The organism is Dysgonomonas reticulitermitis, assembly GCF_054601275.1.
Genome location: NZ_BAAHWU010000034.1, coordinates 16,141 through 32,607 on the forward strand (window position 1 = coordinate 16,141; position 16,467 = coordinate 32,607).

Annotated in this window: 18 protein-coding genes; 8 read left to right on the forward strand and 10 right to left on the reverse strand. The window is 36.8% G+C overall.

The window, feature by feature from the left end:
- Positions 1-33: 33 nt before the first annotated feature.
- From ACYPZI_RS11750 to ruvX, 6 genes are all read right to left on the reverse strand, one after another.
- Positions 34-2,091, reverse strand: a complete 2,058-nt coding sequence (locus ACYPZI_RS11750; protein WP_459601810.1) for a tetratricopeptide repeat protein — start codon at positions 2,089-2,091, stop codon at positions 34-36.
- A 98-nt stretch (positions 2,092-2,189) separates the two neighbouring features.
- Complete coding sequence (locus ACYPZI_RS11755; RefSeq protein WP_459601812.1) at positions 2,190-4,592, reverse strand: exopolysaccharide transport family protein; 2,403 nt, start codon at positions 4,590-4,592, stop codon at positions 2,190-2,192.
- Positions 4,593-4,599: 7 nt separating this feature from the next.
- Positions 4,600-5,352 (reverse strand): polysaccharide biosynthesis/export family protein, encoded by a 753-nt coding sequence (locus tag ACYPZI_RS11760; RefSeq protein ID WP_459601814.1) that lies wholly within the window; start codon positions 5,350-5,352, stop codon positions 4,600-4,602.
- Position 5,353: 1 nt separating this feature from the next.
- On the reverse strand, positions 5,354-6,166 hold the full coding sequence (locus ACYPZI_RS11765) for a polysaccharide biosynthesis/export family protein (protein ID WP_459601816.1): 813 nt from the start codon (positions 6,164-6,166) through the stop codon (positions 5,354-5,356).
- A gap of 26 nt (positions 6,167-6,192) precedes the next feature.
- Positions 6,193-6,744, reverse strand: coding sequence for a peptide deformylase (def, locus tag ACYPZI_RS11770; protein WP_459601818.1), 552 nt, complete (start codon positions 6,742-6,744; stop codon positions 6,193-6,195).
- 6 nt (positions 6,745-6,750) lie between these two features.
- On the reverse strand, positions 6,751-7,176 hold the full coding sequence (ruvX, locus tag ACYPZI_RS11775) for a Holliday junction resolvase RuvX (RefSeq protein ID WP_459601820.1): 426 nt from the start codon (positions 7,174-7,176) through the stop codon (positions 6,751-6,753).
- Between the two features lie 630 nt (positions 7,177-7,806).
- On the opposite strand from ruvX, the gene ACYPZI_RS11780 reads away from it, so the two are divergent.
- Both ACYPZI_RS11780 and ACYPZI_RS11785 read left to right on the forward strand, forming a co-directional pair.
- Positions 7,807-8,544: an outer membrane beta-barrel protein gene (locus tag ACYPZI_RS11780; protein ID WP_459601822.1), complete on the forward strand. Its 738-nt coding sequence runs from the start codon at positions 7,807-7,809 to the stop codon at positions 8,542-8,544.
- Positions 8,545-8,553: 9 nt separating this feature from the next.
- Complete coding sequence (locus ACYPZI_RS11785) at positions 8,554-9,897, forward strand: Ig-like domain-containing protein (RefSeq protein ID WP_459601823.1); 1,344 nt, start codon at positions 8,554-8,556, stop codon at positions 9,895-9,897.
- A gap of 25 nt (positions 9,898-9,922) precedes the next feature.
- On the opposite strand, the gene lptB is transcribed toward ACYPZI_RS11785, so the two are convergent.
- From lptB to ACYPZI_RS11805, 4 genes are all read right to left on the reverse strand, one after another.
- Positions 9,923-10,699 (reverse strand): LPS export ABC transporter ATP-binding protein, encoded by a 777-nt coding sequence (gene lptB, locus ACYPZI_RS11790; protein ID WP_459601824.1) that lies wholly within the window; start codon positions 10,697-10,699, stop codon positions 9,923-9,925.
- Between the two features lie 13 nt (positions 10,700-10,712).
- Positions 10,713-11,732, reverse strand: coding sequence for a branched-chain amino acid aminotransferase (locus tag ACYPZI_RS11795; protein ID WP_459601825.1), 1,020 nt, complete (start codon positions 11,730-11,732; stop codon positions 10,713-10,715).
- 191 nt (positions 11,733-11,923) lie between these two features.
- Positions 11,924-12,475 carry a hypothetical protein gene (locus tag ACYPZI_RS11800; RefSeq protein ID WP_459601826.1) on the reverse strand — a complete coding sequence of 184 codons (552 nt, stop codon included), beginning with the start codon at positions 12,473-12,475 and terminating at the stop codon, positions 11,924-11,926.
- Positions 12,476-12,494: 19 nt separating this feature from the next.
- Positions 12,495-12,779, reverse strand: coding sequence for a hypothetical protein (locus ACYPZI_RS11805; protein ID WP_459601827.1), 285 nt, complete (start codon positions 12,777-12,779; stop codon positions 12,495-12,497).
- Between the two features lie 187 nt (positions 12,780-12,966).
- Here ACYPZI_RS11805 and ACYPZI_RS11810 point away from each other — a divergent pair, with 187 nt between their 5' ends.
- From ACYPZI_RS11810 to ACYPZI_RS11835, 6 genes are all read left to right on the forward strand, one after another.
- A complete protein-coding gene (locus tag ACYPZI_RS11810; protein WP_459601829.1) occupies positions 12,967-13,431 on the forward strand; it encodes a transposase family protein in 465 nt (154 codons plus the stop codon).
- Positions 13,421-13,831: a transposase family protein gene (locus ACYPZI_RS11815; RefSeq protein ID WP_459601831.1), complete on the forward strand. Its 411-nt coding sequence runs from the start codon at positions 13,421-13,423 to the stop codon at positions 13,829-13,831. Before ACYPZI_RS11810 ends, ACYPZI_RS11815 begins: the two co-directional genes overlap by 11 nt.
- A gap of 441 nt (positions 13,832-14,272) precedes the next feature.
- The gene (locus tag ACYPZI_RS11820; RefSeq protein WP_459601833.1) at positions 14,273-14,848 is read left to right on the forward strand and encodes a TerD family protein; all 576 of its coding nucleotides are present in this window, start codon (positions 14,273-14,275) and stop codon (positions 14,846-14,848) included.
- Positions 14,849-14,856: 8 nt separating this feature from the next.
- Complete coding sequence (locus ACYPZI_RS11825; RefSeq protein ID WP_459601835.1) at positions 14,857-15,531, forward strand: TerD family protein; 675 nt, start codon at positions 14,857-14,859, stop codon at positions 15,529-15,531.
- A gap of 11 nt (positions 15,532-15,542) precedes the next feature.
- Positions 15,543-16,181: a vWA domain-containing protein gene (locus ACYPZI_RS11830; protein WP_459601837.1), complete on the forward strand. Its 639-nt coding sequence runs from the start codon at positions 15,543-15,545 to the stop codon at positions 16,179-16,181.
- On the forward strand, positions 16,181-16,396 hold the full coding sequence (locus ACYPZI_RS11835) for a vWA domain-containing protein (RefSeq protein WP_459601839.1): 216 nt from the start codon (positions 16,181-16,183) through the stop codon (positions 16,394-16,396). Before ACYPZI_RS11830 ends, ACYPZI_RS11835 begins: the two co-directional genes overlap by 1 nt.
- The last annotated feature ends 71 nt before the right edge of the window (positions 16,397-16,467 follow it).

A 16,467-nucleotide genomic window follows, 5' to 3' on the forward strand; every position in this document is an offset into this window, starting at 1 on the left:
TCTACTGAACTCCTTTCAAAACTACTGATAAAACTATTCGGTCATACGCTTAATAATGCTATACGCTTCTATAATACCCATCTCTCCGGCTTTACGCATATCCTCAAGACCACGATCCTTGTCTCTTACCTGGAAACGGGCTAGCCCCCGGTTATAATAAGCTTCCGCGAATTGAGGGTCACGCCTTAACGCCTCGTTGTAGTCTAATATAGCAGCCCTGTAATCTCCCTGTTTATAGCGTATTTCAGCTCTGTTGTAATAAGCATAGACAAATTCCGGGTTGAGTTCTATTACTTTATTATAGTTCTTTTCTATAAGTTCATATTCCATTTTTCCGGGATTTATCGATGGAGCTACATCTTTTAACGGAGTTTCCTTTTTTATTCCGGTGGAGTTTAAAGCTAATATATCCGGCTGTTCTGTCCTCTTTTCATATTCAGGCATATTTTCCCTTAAATTTACCTGCTTTGTATATACGACAGCTAAGTTGAAGTATGCCAGCGTATATTTGGGATCTATAGTAGTCGTCTTATTGAAGTCTTCTATTGCGCTTGCAAAATCCTGGACAAGTAAATAATCCATTGCACGTGCAAAATAATAATCTGCATTGTTAGGTGAATCCGCGATTCGTTTCGACAAATCTTCAATGGAGTTAAAGTGCTCTTGTATTTGCAATTCATTTAAGGAAGCTTCACTGTTGGTAATCCTCAATTTTCGATGAAGAACCGATTTTTTGTTTAAGGCATCCACCAATTGGCTGAAATATACAAAGCGTCTGATTTCGCTTGGCTTTTCGTAATATGTTACAATAAACCTTGGTTCTAACTCCAGATTGACCTGTTTGTTTTGTATCCGGCCTCTGGCTTTACTTTCGTATTTACTTTTTTCTTCCTCTTTTTTATCGGCTACAACAAGTAAGCTGAATTTATCTATGTCTTTATCTGATTTTTCTCTTGTTTTTGTAACTTCTTCCTCGGTAATGCCTTTTGCTGCTAACTCTTTGTTCTTCCTGCTTTCCTCGTTGCGGGCATAATTAAAATCCCGTTCGGCTCCTTTTAAGTCATTTTGTCTGCGCTTAATTTCTGCACGGGCATAAAATCCATGGTAAAATTCAGTATATTCCGCTAAAACGACATTCAAATCTTCTAATGCGCCGTTGTAGTCTCCAATATTATTTTTTATCAAAGACCGGTTGAAATATGCGATATAGTTATTCGGTTCATATTTAATAACTACGTCGAAATCGGCGATAGCACGGTTGTCATCTCCTACCTGGGACCTTAGTAACCCTCTGTTAAATCGGGCAATGATACTATTTGGGTCAAGGTCGATAACTTTATCATAATCGGCCATTGCACCTCTGAGGTCATTTTTCGAATATCTTATTAATCCCCTGTTTATATAGTTGCCTGATTGTAACGGATCTAATTTTATAGATTCATTCAAGTCTGCTAAGGCATTATCATAATCTTTTTTGTAATAGTGTAAAAGTCCTCTCATCGAATAAGATTGAGGGTAATATTTATCCAGCTTAATGGCTTGGTCATAGTTTTCGAAGGCTTTAATTGTATCGCCTTTTTCCTGATACATAGCTCCTCTGGTCAAAAAGCCCTGGGTAAATGCCGGGTATATTTTCAATAGAGTATTTAAGTATTGCTCTGCTTCGTCGTAGTTTTTCTTCTGAATATTTACGACTCCCATGTTGATGAGTGTAAACTTATCGTTTGGAGAAACTTCCAGTGTTTTTTTATAATCTTCTAATGCCCCTTCATAATTATTCTGGTTTTGACGGGCATCAGCTCTAAGTTGGTAAGCTTTAGACATGAACGGGTTCCGTTCAAGAGCTAAAGTACAATCATCTTCGGTTCCTTTGTAATCATCAAGATAATATTTTGCTACAGCCCTAAAGAAATAAGGTTCGGCAAGATAAGGCTTTGCTTGTATCGCCTGATTAAAATATTGGATAGCCAGCACGTAATCCTCATAATAGAGCGCATTGCGCCCTATAAGGATAACCCTGTCTGTATTTATCTGAGCAGAGGAAAACTGGCTGCTTAGAAGAAGGAGCACAGCAAAAATAATTTTCTTCACAATAGACAGATTATATGTTTTTAGTCAGGCAAATATATAAATAATACATTAACAAAAAAGAAGAGAGGCTGTTTAGACCTCTCTTTTTAATATATTTTTTAGTTTTCGAAATAATCATCGTGGTAGTAGGAATTTTTCTTGAGATAATAGGTCTTGTCCCCATAATAACGGGATGTTCCATAATATCCTTCTCTGCCTTTAACATCATTGAATACAAGTGCGATATTTTCGACTCCATCATATTTTAGTTGGTTGATCACACTCTTGAAGAATGACTTGTTTGTTTTCGCACGGCGAACCACAAACAGAGTCGTATCAGCGATTGACGAAAGGATATATGCATCAGACACTAATCCTACCGGGCTACAGTCGATAATTACATAATCGTAAGTTTCTTTCAAATGTTCCAATACCTGTTTTGTCTTAGCCGTTTTTATCAATTCACTCGGATTAGGAGGTAAAGTTCCCGCAGGAATAATATCGAATCCATAGTCAGGGTGTGAAATGATTATATCTTCAAGTTCTACCTGGCCTATCAGGTAGTTGGAAATTCCTTTTTGCGTCTCTATCTGCAATGTCTTTCCTACCGATGGACGTCTTAGGTCGAGGTCGACTATAATTACTTTTTTGCCCATCAGTTGGTATACCGATGCTATATTAGTTGCGATGAAGGTTTTTCCATCAGCCGGCTCGGTGGATGATACCAATACAGTTATCTTATTTTCACGCTGAGCCATATATTCAATCCTGACTCGCATGTTCCGGAAAGATTCGGCGAAACTGGATTTTGGATAGTTTTTAACGAGCACAACACCGTTATTTAATTTTTTCGATATATTCTCGATAGTTCCGATAACAGGAAGTCCTGATATTTTTTCGCAATCTTCTTTTGTCATGATCGCGAAATTGATGATCTCTTCTTTGAATATAACAAAAATAAGAGGGATAATCAAACTAATCAAAAAGAAGTACATATAATTTTTGTTGATCTCTCCTCCGTTCATGGCGCCTCCTATTGTCCGAGGCCATTCCCATACGTAGTTGTCGGGCATGTTCGATGCCTTCTGTATCTTTGCTTCATATTGCCTCTGTGTTAAGAACTGATGATACATCTGATTAACGTCATATTCACGCTGAAATTTAACCAGGTCCCGTTCTTGAGGAGGAAGATTTTCCAGCTTATCATACGTTGTCTGATATTTTTTTATTAAAATATTTTTTTGATCTTGCAGAGCCATCTGGCTACCTTGAATTTCTTTCAGTATTTTCATTCTAAGCTCATTCAGCTCATTTATAGTAGAGGTGTATAATGGGCTTTTCGGCCCTAGATTTTTAGCCTTTACTATAATTCCATTATATTGATTAATGTAAGCGCTTAGCCTGGCGGCTGCAACACCTTCCAGGCCTAGAGTAGCGGGATCGATCAATTCTGTATTCCCCTTTATGTTAGGGATCACTTTATCTGCAACAATAAGCATTGCTTTCTCTTGAATAGCTAAAATATCTTTTTCTTCGTCGGCTTTGTCGAGTTCCTTTCTAAACTCAGAGGATGAAATTTCATAGACACCTGTTTCTTTTTGAAACTTCTCTAATTTTAATCTGGATATATTCAAAGAGTCGTTTATAAGATTTATCTGAACTTCAAGAAAGTCAATCGTTAAATCTGCCTGTTCGTTTTTCAACGTTAGGTTATAGTCCTGAAATTCTTTCAGAAGAGCGGTCATGAAATCTATATCTTTTGCGGGGTCGGTACCAGACATTGAAAGTATAAGGACAGATGAAGCTTCTGATTTGAGAGCTGAGCCAACTCTGCCGTTGTACATGCCAAGTAGTTGGTCGTTTGTTAGAAACCTTACACTAAATGGGAGGAAATCGGGTTTGAAACTGTTTGTTTTTCTTAGTTTAATTTTAAACAGCTTGTTGTTAATTTCCTGATCGAAAAAAGCATTGAAAGAGACTTCTTCATCACTTTCCGGATTTTCTTTATAGGAGATGCGACATTGGTTTTCATCAACATACGTAATATTGTATACGTAGTTGTATGCTTCAGGTTTCAAGTCGGTTTGCAGGCTGTCTATTACTACCTCTATTGGTTTATCTGTATATTGGCTTATTGTTTTAAATCTGGTTTGGATAAAATAATCAACATGTATCTTTTTGGGGAGTTTCTCCACTGTCCGTTGTACCAATCCATATGATTGCAATAAGATTTGTTGGTTCTCGGTATTGCGCAAAATACTTCCGAGCGGTACCGATCCGGATAATACACTGGATGTACCTCTGCTTTCCAGTATTATCATAGATTGTATGCCATATACAGGTACCCACGACTTATTCTTAATATAAGCATAAGCCATGAAAATAATAACAGAGATAACGAAAAGGTACCAATATTTTAATATTCTGTAAAACCATAATACAAAGTCAAATGAAATATTTGTTTTTGATTTTACCTCTTCGAAATACGGGTCTGAGTCTATTGCTTTTTTATTTATGTCCATAATAGATTTATAAGCTGTTGTAATTGTACATTACGGTATAAACCAAGAATGTCAAAGGAATCATCATCGCACTGGTAAAAGCTCCTAAAGATTCTATATTGAAAAACGAATTTTTGCTAGTCGGTATATAAATCTGGTCGTTTGGCTTAATATAGTAAAATTCCGACTGGACGAGGTCTTGAGATCTTAAATCGAACGTTTTATGTATGGTTCTTCCGGAGGCATCTCTTCTCAAAATACTTATTCTGGATATATCCATCGAGCTGGTGGTTTGCTGAGCAACAGCCAACGCCTGATAAATAGTCATATTTTCTTTATAAACAGATGGGTAGTTTCGCTTGTTTGAGGCCAGGATATAAAAATTGTTGCTGGCCAGGGTAACTTTAACCTGAGCATCCGTCACTGATTCCTGCATCATTTTCTGTATAACCTTTTCTGCTTCCTGAACAGTAAGCCCTGCTATTTTCACTCTCCCGAAAAATGGGAGGATAACAGTGCTGTCGCTATAGATTATATAGGTTTTGGCTGCCGATTGGTTGGAAGTAAGAACTGTGTTAAATGTTTCCACCAGATCTTTATCGCTGGAGGATATATTGCAGGATATTTTATCGTCGATAGTAAGCCTATATTCTTCAAATGGCTTGATCGGATAATTCAAAGAGATGTTTTGCATATAATTCATCTCCTCGCTGGATATACAAGAGGAAAATATACCGATAGCAAAAATACAGAATAAGAAATAATTGAATACAGGTTTCATATTAAAATACTCTAAGTGTAAATATTATAACCCCGGCCAACGATGTTACCAAACCAAAAGCTCCGGCGAATGATGTAGTCGACCCTAAGAATTTTCTTTTCAGTTGAGGGACATAGATAACGTCGTTTGGTTGAATATAGTAGAACTCGGTATCTATTATATCTTTACTTCTGAGATCAAACGTTTTTGTCTTTGATCCGGATTCGGTTTGCCTTATGATAGTTACTTTAGACCGGTCGGCGTATGGGCCTAGTGAGCGGCCTATTGTAAGAGCCTCAAGTATGGTCAGTGAGGTTTTAGGCATTAATATGCGGTCGGCATCTGCTTCTCCGAGTATGCTGAAAAATCTATTGTATAAAGATACCTCTGCCGCAGTACCATCCGAGAAGGCATCTAATTTGGCAGAAATGGTTTTACGTACTTCCAATAAAGTTTGTCCTTGCACATATATGCTTCCTATATAAGGGAATGTAATGGTGCCGTCTGCATAAACCGAGATAGGGCTGACTCCGCCGGCATCGTCCAATCCACGCGCCTGTTGATATACATCGCCGGATGTGCGGTCACTTATGTTTTGTCCCGAGAATCGAGGCATATAGCTGGAGAAAAGCTCAGCGGTTTCTTTATCTAATGTATAGACTACAATTAGCAACTGGTCTCCCGGGATTATCTTGTATTCTTCAGGATGCATTATTACTTCAGGATATTTCAATTTTATATCTTGCAGATAATCCAGTTCTTTGCTAGTTATACAAGAGCTAAAACCGGATGTAATACATATAAGTATCAAGAATATCTTTATTACACTTTTCATATTATCGGATTTCTCAGTTTTTTGGATTATACGGGTTTCACTTTATAGTGGCAATTAACCTTTCCTTTTATCAGGTTATTTAGTTTGCTTTTTATCATTTGTTTTCTGATCCCCGATATGCGGTCGATGAAGAGCTTTGCTTCAATATGATCGTATTCATGCTGAATGCAGCGGGCAAAAAAATCGCCATATACTTCATCATGGGGAACAAAATTTTCATCGAAATACTGTATGCGGATCTTTTCTTCCCGTTCTACTGTTTCATTTATTCCCGGCAAACTAAGGCATCCTTCTTCCAATTTGACTAACTCACCGGTAGATTCGACTATTTTAGGATTTATAAAAACTTTCTTGAACCCGGAATATTGAGGGTTATCTTCAGCTAAAGGCTCCAAATCTATGATGAAAAGCCTGATCTCAAGTCCTACTTGTGGGGCAGCTAAACCTACTCCATCGGCATTGTACATCGTTTCAAACATGTTTGCTGTAAGTTCTTTAAGATTGGGGTAATCCGGTGTGATTTCTTTAGCCACCTTTCTAAGAACAGGTTGTCCGTACAAATATATTGGTAATATCATATTTTGTTACTTGTTTTGTAATCGCAAACTCTCCATGTAATCCTGCAAAATGATTGTTGCACTTACTTCATCTACAAGAGCTTTGTTTTGTCTGTCTGATTTTTTTAACCCTGCGTCAATTATTGTTTTGTGTGCTAAGGCTGAGGTAAATCTTTCATCATAATATTCTATCCGGATATTCGGATATGTTGCTTGTAACTTTTTCACAAATGGACGAATATGCTTCATGTTTTCAGAATATTCGTTATTCATTTGTTTGGGCAAGCCCACAATGATGCGTTCCACATCTTCTTTAGCCAAATATGATTTAAGAAATTCTAACAAGGTATGGGTAGGTACAGTTGTCAGTCCGTTCGCGATGATTCTAAGGGTGTCTGAAACCGCTATACCTGTCCTTTTCGTACCATAATCCAGCGCTAAAAATCTTCCCATATTATTGGGTAAAGGTAGATAAAAAAAATTATTTATCTATAGGAATTTCAGCAAATCATATAAAGTTAGGGTTTAAGAATATTTTCTGTTGTTCTCCAATATATTGTAATTAAGATAATGACTATAATTTCGTTTATCTTTCAAAAAAAGGAAAATTTGAAATACTTAGGCAAAAATTGGTAGTGGTAAAGAAAAAGATATACATTTGCATTATTAATTAATACAAAATATGTTGAACTACGAATTAATACTTTGTAACTTTTCATTCCTTTTTTCTGCTGAAAATTTGGAAGTTAATTATATTTTATTAGAGAGAGAGAGAGAGAGAGAGAGAGAGAGCTAATATAATCTTATTCTTTTTACTTGCAATAGTATATAAGATATTTCTTCCTATAAGTACCCGTACTAGGTATATATGCCTACATCAAAATAGACTCTTCCATAGAAACAATATTGAGTTAACAGAATATTTTCGAAATGAAAATATTCTGTGGTTAATTGTCTGGAATTATAGTTTCCGGACTCTTTCTTTTTTAGGAATGGGTAAACTATATATAAAACTAATTCCGAAGCTATATGAGAATTAATACTTTACTCTTATTTGTTTTGTTTTGTTTTCTAAACCCAAGAATGGTAACGGTAGTTGAAGCTAAAGAATGGCGGATACCTTTTATAACCAATAATTTACTATATAATGTTGGCGATATAGCTTTTTATGAGGAAAGTATCTTTGATCATCAATATGCTGGCCTTCAGAATGATATACCAAAAAGTGATAAGAAAATCTCTGAAAGAAATGAAGAGTTTGAAAAATCCAAGGTTTCAATTGGAATAAAAAGCGGATTCAATTTAACAGATAAAAAAGGCGATAAAAATTGGGACTCCAAATTTGGTTTCCGATTAGGAATGCATGCAGATTATGTTATCAGCGATTTTTTATTCCTACGAACAGGGGCAACTTATAGTCAAAAAGGTGCAGAGTATAAAAATGATTTTAAAAAGTTAGATTATAATATACAATATCTAACCATCCCTGTAGGTATAGGCGTATTTATTCCATTCTCAGAGAAATTGAATTTGTCTTTGATTTTTTCCGGTTATACTGATATCGGACTGTTTGTTGATTCTAAAGTGAAAGAAAATCAACAGGAAATATTCTTTTCTTCTTCATGGAATGCTTCCAACTTAAAGCAAACAGATATAGGCGTCTCTGTTGATGCTGAATTGTCTTATAATCAAATCCTTTTTAATGTTGGTTATGAGAGAGGCTTAAAAAATATATCCCTAAAACAAAATAATAATCTATTCAGAAAATGGAATAGCGATTGCCTTTATCTGACTGTTGGCTATAAATTTTTGATTAAATAAAATACATCAATGAAAAAATATTTTTTTACAATCATATCCTGGATTCTATTATCCATATTGTTTATTTCCTGTGATGATTCAGTAAAAGATGACATACCTTCATTAAAATTAAGTGTAAATGATACGTTGATACAGCAAGGAAAAGGTTTTAAGATTGATATTCGCTTCTCTAATGCTGTTTCAGCTGTTAATGACTATGTTTGGACTACCTCTAATAATAGCATTGTTACTATAAACGATAACGGATCAATAACAGCAGTAAGTCCGGGACTAGCTATTATTAAGGTAATGTCTAAAGATAACTTCTATATTGATTCATGTATTGTCAATGTTGGTGTCGGAGATGAAAGGTATATCGTTTATCCTAAAAATATCGACGGTATTTCTCAATTGATATGTAAAGATTTAGAATCAAAAGATGAAAAACAAATTACGTATTCGGAAACGAATGTATCCATTATCTCATATTATGATAATAGCACAGTGGTATATAAGATTGGGAATGCTCTATTCAGCCAAAAAATGGGAGTGTATATTGAATATGCCAATATTATTGAGTCATGGGGTGATTCATTAACCGCTGGCGCCGGTGGTAATGGAACAACATATCCCAATGCTCTTGCTTCTATGTTAAATAATTTGTGGTCTGTAAACAATAATGGTATAGGAGGTCAGATTTCCACTTCTATTGCGATGAGACAAGGAGGTGTACCATTTTATGTTACATTGGAGAATAATACCATTCCGGCCAGTGGTACATTTAAAATTACAGGGAGGAATGGTAATCCGATAACAGATCAAGGCTCGCAGTCACTTAGCGGATATATTGAGGGAGTGAAAGGGACTCTTCAGAGATTAACGGATAATAGCTACATATTTACCAGGGGTGATTCTGGAGAAGAAAAAACAGTAAGCAGTTTAGTACAATTTATTCCTGATAATGATATTAAGAGGGATAGAATAACAATAATTTGGTATGGGCGTAATAATATTTTACAAAAGGATATTGTGTTAAGTGATATACAGTCCTCGATAAACTATCTAAGGACGGATAGGTATATAGTAATGTCTATAACCAATGCTAGATATGAACCATCCAGTACTATTGCGCATACTCAAATAGTAAATCTAAATAGAGAATTAGAAAACAGTTATAAAGAAAAATATCTAGATATTAGAAAGATACTTGTAAATAGTTACGATCCCAATAACGATGAAGAAGCCGAAGACTTTAAGGTTGATTTAATTCCTGAATCTCTCATGGCTACTGATGGCCTTCATTTTAATGCAAAAGGATACACAATTATAGCTGAATCTGTTCTGCAAAAATTGAAAGAATTAGGATATATTTAGTTCGTTAATTCATTGTTTGTAATTCTCATCCCCTGAGATGTTCAAAATTTCTCCGTTTTAATTCAAAATCTCGTCCAAGATATTTTTCCCTGACAATTTCATTATCGGCCAGGTCTTCGGCTGATCCTTGAAATAGAACTTTCCCTTCAAAAAGCAAGTATGCCCGGTCGGTAATACTCAATGTTTCATCAACATTATGGTCGGTAATAAGTATCCCTATATTCTTATATTTGAGTTTTGCGACAATTTCCTGTATGTCCTGCACCGCAATAGGGTCTACCCCGGCAAATGGCTCGTCGAGCATGATAAACTTAGGGTCTATAGCCAGGCAGCGTGCTATTTCGGAGCGCCGCCGCTCTCCACCTGAGAGCCTGTCACCAAGGTTTTTTCTTACTTTATGCAACCCGAACTCGTCGATGAGGCTTTCCAGTTTTTCTTTCTGGTATGCTTGGGATGTATTGGTCATTTCCAACACCGAACGGATATTGTCTTCCACAGTCATTTTGCGAAAAATGGAAGCTTCTTGTGCAAGGTATCCTATTCCGTTCTGCGCACGTTTATATACAGGATATTTGGTGATTTCCTGATCGTTTAGGAATATTTTGCCTTCGTTTGGCATTACCAATCCTACGGTCATGTAGAAAGTTGTAGTTTTACCTGCTCCGTTAGGTCCAAGCAGACCTACAATCTCCCCTTGCTTCACGTTGATTGAAACATGATTTACTACCGTTCTGGATTTATATCTCTTTACCAGGTCTTCGGTGCGAAGCACCATTCTTTCTTCTGTCTGTATTTGCTCCATTTATGGGGAATACTTATTCTAATATGGTAACCCAGCCGTGAGTATCCGGTTCATCTCCAAGCTGGATCGCTCTGAGCTTGTTATACAATTTCGTGCTGACAGGGCCGGCATTGCCGTCTTTAGATATTACATACGACTTATTTTCGTCAATGTCGTCCACTCTCAGTATAGGGCTGATAACAGCAGCCGTTCCTACTTGGCCTGCTTCTTCAAAAGTAGCTAATTCTTCTTCCGGTATAGGACGGCGTTCCACTTTCAGTCCCATATCTTCAGCCAATTGCATTAAACTCTTGTTTGTGATAGAAGGCAGTATGGACGATGAAAGCGGTGTAATATATGTATTATTCCTAATACCGAAAAAGTTGGCAGGGCCACATTCGTCAAGATATTTCTTTTCTTTTGCATCCAGATACAATACTGCCGAGTATCCCATTTCGTGGGCTTTATTTCCTGCCGCCAGGCTCGCTGCATAATTGCCTCCTACTTTGATTGTCCCTGTACCCAATGGCGCTGCCCGGTCATATCCGCGGAGGATAGCCACAGGCGTTGGTTTGAATCCTTCTTTGAAGTAAGGTCCTACCGGAGTGACAAAAACGAGGAATAAATATTCGCTTGCAGGTTTAACTCCTACTTGGGCGCTTGTGCCTATCAGTAGAGGGCGTATGTATAGCGATGCTCCACTTCCATATGGCGGAACAAAGCGTTCGTTTAATTTTACAGCTTTTATTACTGTCTCTTCAAAAACTTCTACCGGCAATTCCGCCAGCATAATACCATGACATGAAGAGATCATACGTAGTGCGTTTTCCCGCATTCTGAAAATACGAATCTTTCCGTCTTTACCCCTGAAAGCCTTTAATCCTTCAAAAGCTTCTTGTCCGTAATGGAGGCAAGTTGCTGCCATATGAATATCAATATTCTCGGATGTAGTTTCTGTAGGAGCGCTCCATTTCCCATCCTTGTAATAACTTCTTACATTATAATCTGTCTTCATATATCCGAAAGACAAATTTGACCAGTCTATTGCATTCATGTTATATAAGTTTTATCAGTCAATTATTGCTGAAATTCTTTTCTTCTACAAAAGTAGAATTTTCATTGACATATAAACGATATTTTTACTATTCTTTTTATTCTTCCATACCTTAAATAGCATAGCAAACAACATTTGCTAGAGAGCATGACGGACATATAAAGTAAAGTACAAAATAATTTGAGAAGTTATCAGTAAAGGATACTTATTTTTATAAATATTGAATGCCTTGATTGTGAGTATCTTCCATCTGCCGAGTTCAGGCTATACAGGAGATAATTATAGCCCAAAGCCGGAACGAAGCTGATTTTACCAATATTGAAGAGCTTGTATCCGGCAGAAGCTTCTGCTATGAATTTGCCTTTCAAGTCGTTTTCGTTCATCGCCAGCGGATAACCTATGGCACCGTTTAAAACCAGCTTAGGGTTCTTCGTTAGAGGGTGAAAACGCATATCCAACCATATCGGAGCCATGTTTATTCCCGGAAGCGTATAACTATTCAATCCTATGCTTACACCTATTGACAACTGGGACGTTACATAATATCCTATGACGGCTTTTATCGTGTTTGCCGACATTTTATTATCACTATAAGATACGTTATACAAGTCACCCTTGTCGACAAGGCTTGCGCCAAGTTCTATTTCGAGTCCACCCCAAAGTTTTTCATTTGTTTGAGCGAAAAGCGAGTAAGAAAATGTGAAAATAAAAGATATAGCCGATATTATTAATATTCTTTTCATCGCTGTATTTTTTGCAGGTTTATTTATAGAGTCTCACCCCTTTCCATACACCACCGTAATAAGCGGCTCCGAAGCAATCTATTTCTTTAATTTTAAACTCGGTGGGAACAAATCCACTTACTGCGCCATTGAGAAAGTTAAAACCAAAAGACTGGTCAAACCTTACAGATTTCGTTTCACTTTTTCCGGCATATTCTTTCACTCCGATGATGTAGGATTTATCTTTATCAAAAGTCATGGTTGTATTTCCCCATACAATATATGCAATTCTCGGATCTTTTGGCTGAAATGGTATATTTTTCATATATGCAAAATAATAGGTTAATAAAGCAATCACTAAAAGAAAAATAATCTTCTATACGAATATAAATAATAAAATTCCTATATCAATAGAGTTTATATCGAATAATTATATAAAGCGTTCTTTTACATATCTTTGCAAAAAAAACAGCAAAGAGCGATACGACAAAGTAAAGAAAAATGCGCCCCAAATGTTGAGTATGACAGGTTTTACGGTTCCCCAATTTGAAGCCTTGTTGCCAATGTTCAAGTATGAATGGGAAGAGTATTATTCCCATTTCACGCTCGAAGGCAAGGTCAGACAACGCATTTCATACGGTTGCAAAAGCGGCAAGCTGCCCCTGATTGGCGATAAATTATTGTTCATTTTATCGTATTTGAAAAATAATCCATTGCAGGAATATCACGGAGCAATGTTTGATATGACACAGCCCCAATGCAATGATTGGGTACATTTGTTAGCCGGTATTTTGAGCAAAACACTCAAAATACTTGGGGAATTGCCCGACCGGAACTCGCAGCGAATGCAATATGTATTGCAGGGCTGCCAAGATGTGTTGCTTGACGGTACGGAACGCCCAATACAGCGACCACAGGCAGAAGACAGGCAAAAATCCTGTTACAGCGGTAAAAAAAACTCACAATGTGAAGAATAACCTGCTGTGTAACGCACAAAAGCGGATTTTGTGGCTGTCTAAAACCTTTGATGGCAGTGTTCATGACAAAAAGATAGCCGATGAACAGCAAGTTCGGTTTCCTGCGGGCATAACATTATGGCAAGATACAGGTTTTATGGGACATAATCCCGAAAATGTAACTGTAAAAATGCCTACAAAAAAGCCTAAAGGCAAAGAATTGACTAAAGAACAGAAGGAGGAAAATCGAAAAATATCCTCATTTCGTATTCTTGTGGAACACGCCATTGGGGGCGTCAAACGATGTCGTATTGTCAAAGAACGCTTGCGATGTACTATATTTGGTTTTGATGATACGGTTATGCTTATCGCCTGTGGCTTGCATAACTTCCGTATATCATTGAAATATAACGCAATATAAATTTAATCTATATAATGTCTAATTTCTATTAAAGAAATATTAACATCCTAATATTTTACCACATACCACATAAAGATTCCCTTGACGCTTAAATATCATTATATATCAACTTGTTAGCATGGATGTTTAAAAAATATATCGTTAAGATAGTCTGATAATGAAAAAGTATTTTGATTATAAGATAATTGCCTAATCATTTAGCTTGCTTTCCATATCATGTTTCACAATGTCGTTAGAAAAACTTCTGTTACATATTAAATAGAGAAGTGTAATCTGCTTAAATACAATATAATGACTGGTTAATGATGCTTTATACCACCTCTACCCAAGAGGTGGTATTTGTGCAGAATATAGAAAAATAATGAAGATGCACGATTGATGAGTAAAATCTAGAAGATGTAAATCAATGTCCGAATAAGGAGCGGACGTAAAACAATAATTATGGCAATTAATTTACAAAAAGGACAAAAAATAGACATTGGTCTAACAAGAATGAGTGTTGGATTAGGATGGAATCCAAATGAAGGAACAGGGTATGATTTTGATTTGGATGCATCGGCATTCATGATTGATTCTGCCCGACAAATACCATCGGAACCTTATTTTGTTTTCTATGGAAATACAGATTCTCCCGATGGAGCATTGCATCACACCGGAGATGACCCAACGGGAGGCAACAGCGAAGAGGGCGACGATGAAACTATTGAGGTGGATTTGTCAAAAGTAGACAGTAGGATAAGTGAAATTTTATTTGTGGTAACAATCCATGAAGCAACTCAACGTAAGCAAAATTACGGACAAGTTCGCAACTCTTACATTCGTATTGTTGATGATTCAAATGGGCAGGAAGTTGCCAAATATGAATTAGGAGAAGACTTTTCAATTGAAACAGCTGTAGAATTTGGCAGACTTTACAAAAAGGATGGCAAATGGAAATTTGAAGCTTCCGGCATCGGCTATAAGGAAGATTTAGCATTTTTCCTCGCTAAATATTACAAGGGACAAATCATTAAATAACGAACACTATGGCTATAAACTTACAAAAAGGTCAAACAATCGACCTACGCAAAAATGATAAGGGAGAAGATATTTATGATCTCTCATCTGTAACAATCGGTTTAGGTTGGGATGTGCGTAAAAAAGAAAGCGGACTTCTCGGAAAACTTTTTGGCGGTGGAAAGGAAGAGGAATACGACTTAGATGCTATTGCTTTTCTGTTAGACAGTAATGGTAAAGTAGCGAATCTTGGAAGAACCATCCAAAGCAATGGACGACAAGTTGGGCTATATGAAGGTGATGTTATTTTCTTTAACTCTATGAAGCATCCATCGGGGCAAATTTGGTTAACAGGAGATAATAGAACCGGTGCCGGTGATGGTGACGACGAACAAATCATTGTAAAGCTGAATTCACTGGATGAAAAGTATCAGAAAATTCTTTTTGTAGTTTCCATTTATCAAGGGAAACAAAACAACCAACATTTTGGGATGGTTGAAAATGCTTTCATCAGAGCAGTTGATGCTAAGGGAAAGGAAATTACAAAATATAATTTATCGGGTGACTCTTCTATGAATGGAATGTGTTCGATGGTTTTTGCAGAAGCTTATCGTAAAGATGGCGGATGGAAATTCAGGGCTATTGGGGAACCAAACCAAACAGACAATTTTGTTGAGATTCTAAAGAAATACATTTACCAATAATACAAAATAACATGAGAAGACTACCTGTATATCTACTATTGGATACCTCCGGTTCTATGTCGGGAGAGCCTATTGAAGCGGTAAAAAATGGAGTGCAAGTCATGATTAGTTCTTTGCGACAAAATCCACAAGCACAGGAAACAGCTTTTTTAAGCGTAATTACTTTTGACAGTTCTGCAAAACAAATAATCCCTCTGACTGATTTGGGTTCATTCCAAATGGTGGACATTAAAGCCAGCGGGACAACGGCATTAGGAGAAGCATTAAAAGTTGTAAGCAACTGTATTGACAACGAAGTTGCAAAAACCACAGCCGAAACAAAAGGCGACTGGAAACCTTTAGTTTTTATAATGACAGACGGAAATCCTACCGATAATTGGCAAAGTGGATTATCTGAATTTAAGAAAAGAAAAATAGCTTTTACTGTAGCCTGTGCTGCCGGTAATGGTGCAGATACAAATATCCTAAAGCAAATTACCGACAATGTTGTTAGCTTAGACACCGCCGACAGCCAAAGTATTTCCAAGTTTTTCGCTTGGGTTACGGCTTCTATTGGTGTATCATCAACCAAAGTAGAGGATTCGGGAAAAGAAGTTGTGGGATTGAATGAATTACCACCACCTCCGTCAGAATTAAATATTGTAGTGTAATGCGAAGATTGCCAGTTTATTTTTTATTGGATACTTCGGGATCAATGAATGGCGAACCCATTCAGGCACTTAACAATGCTTTAAGCGGTATGATAAACTCATTGCGTTCAGATGCGCAGGCATCTGAAACGCTTTGGGTGAGTATTATCACTTTCGACAGACTTTGTTGCAACGGCAGTCAAACCGGTATTTTTCTTCACTATCGTAGCAAGTAAAATTAACTCACTTTGTAAGCATCGGGCATACCAATCCCGATGAATTTATTTAATGTCAAACATTTGAGTTT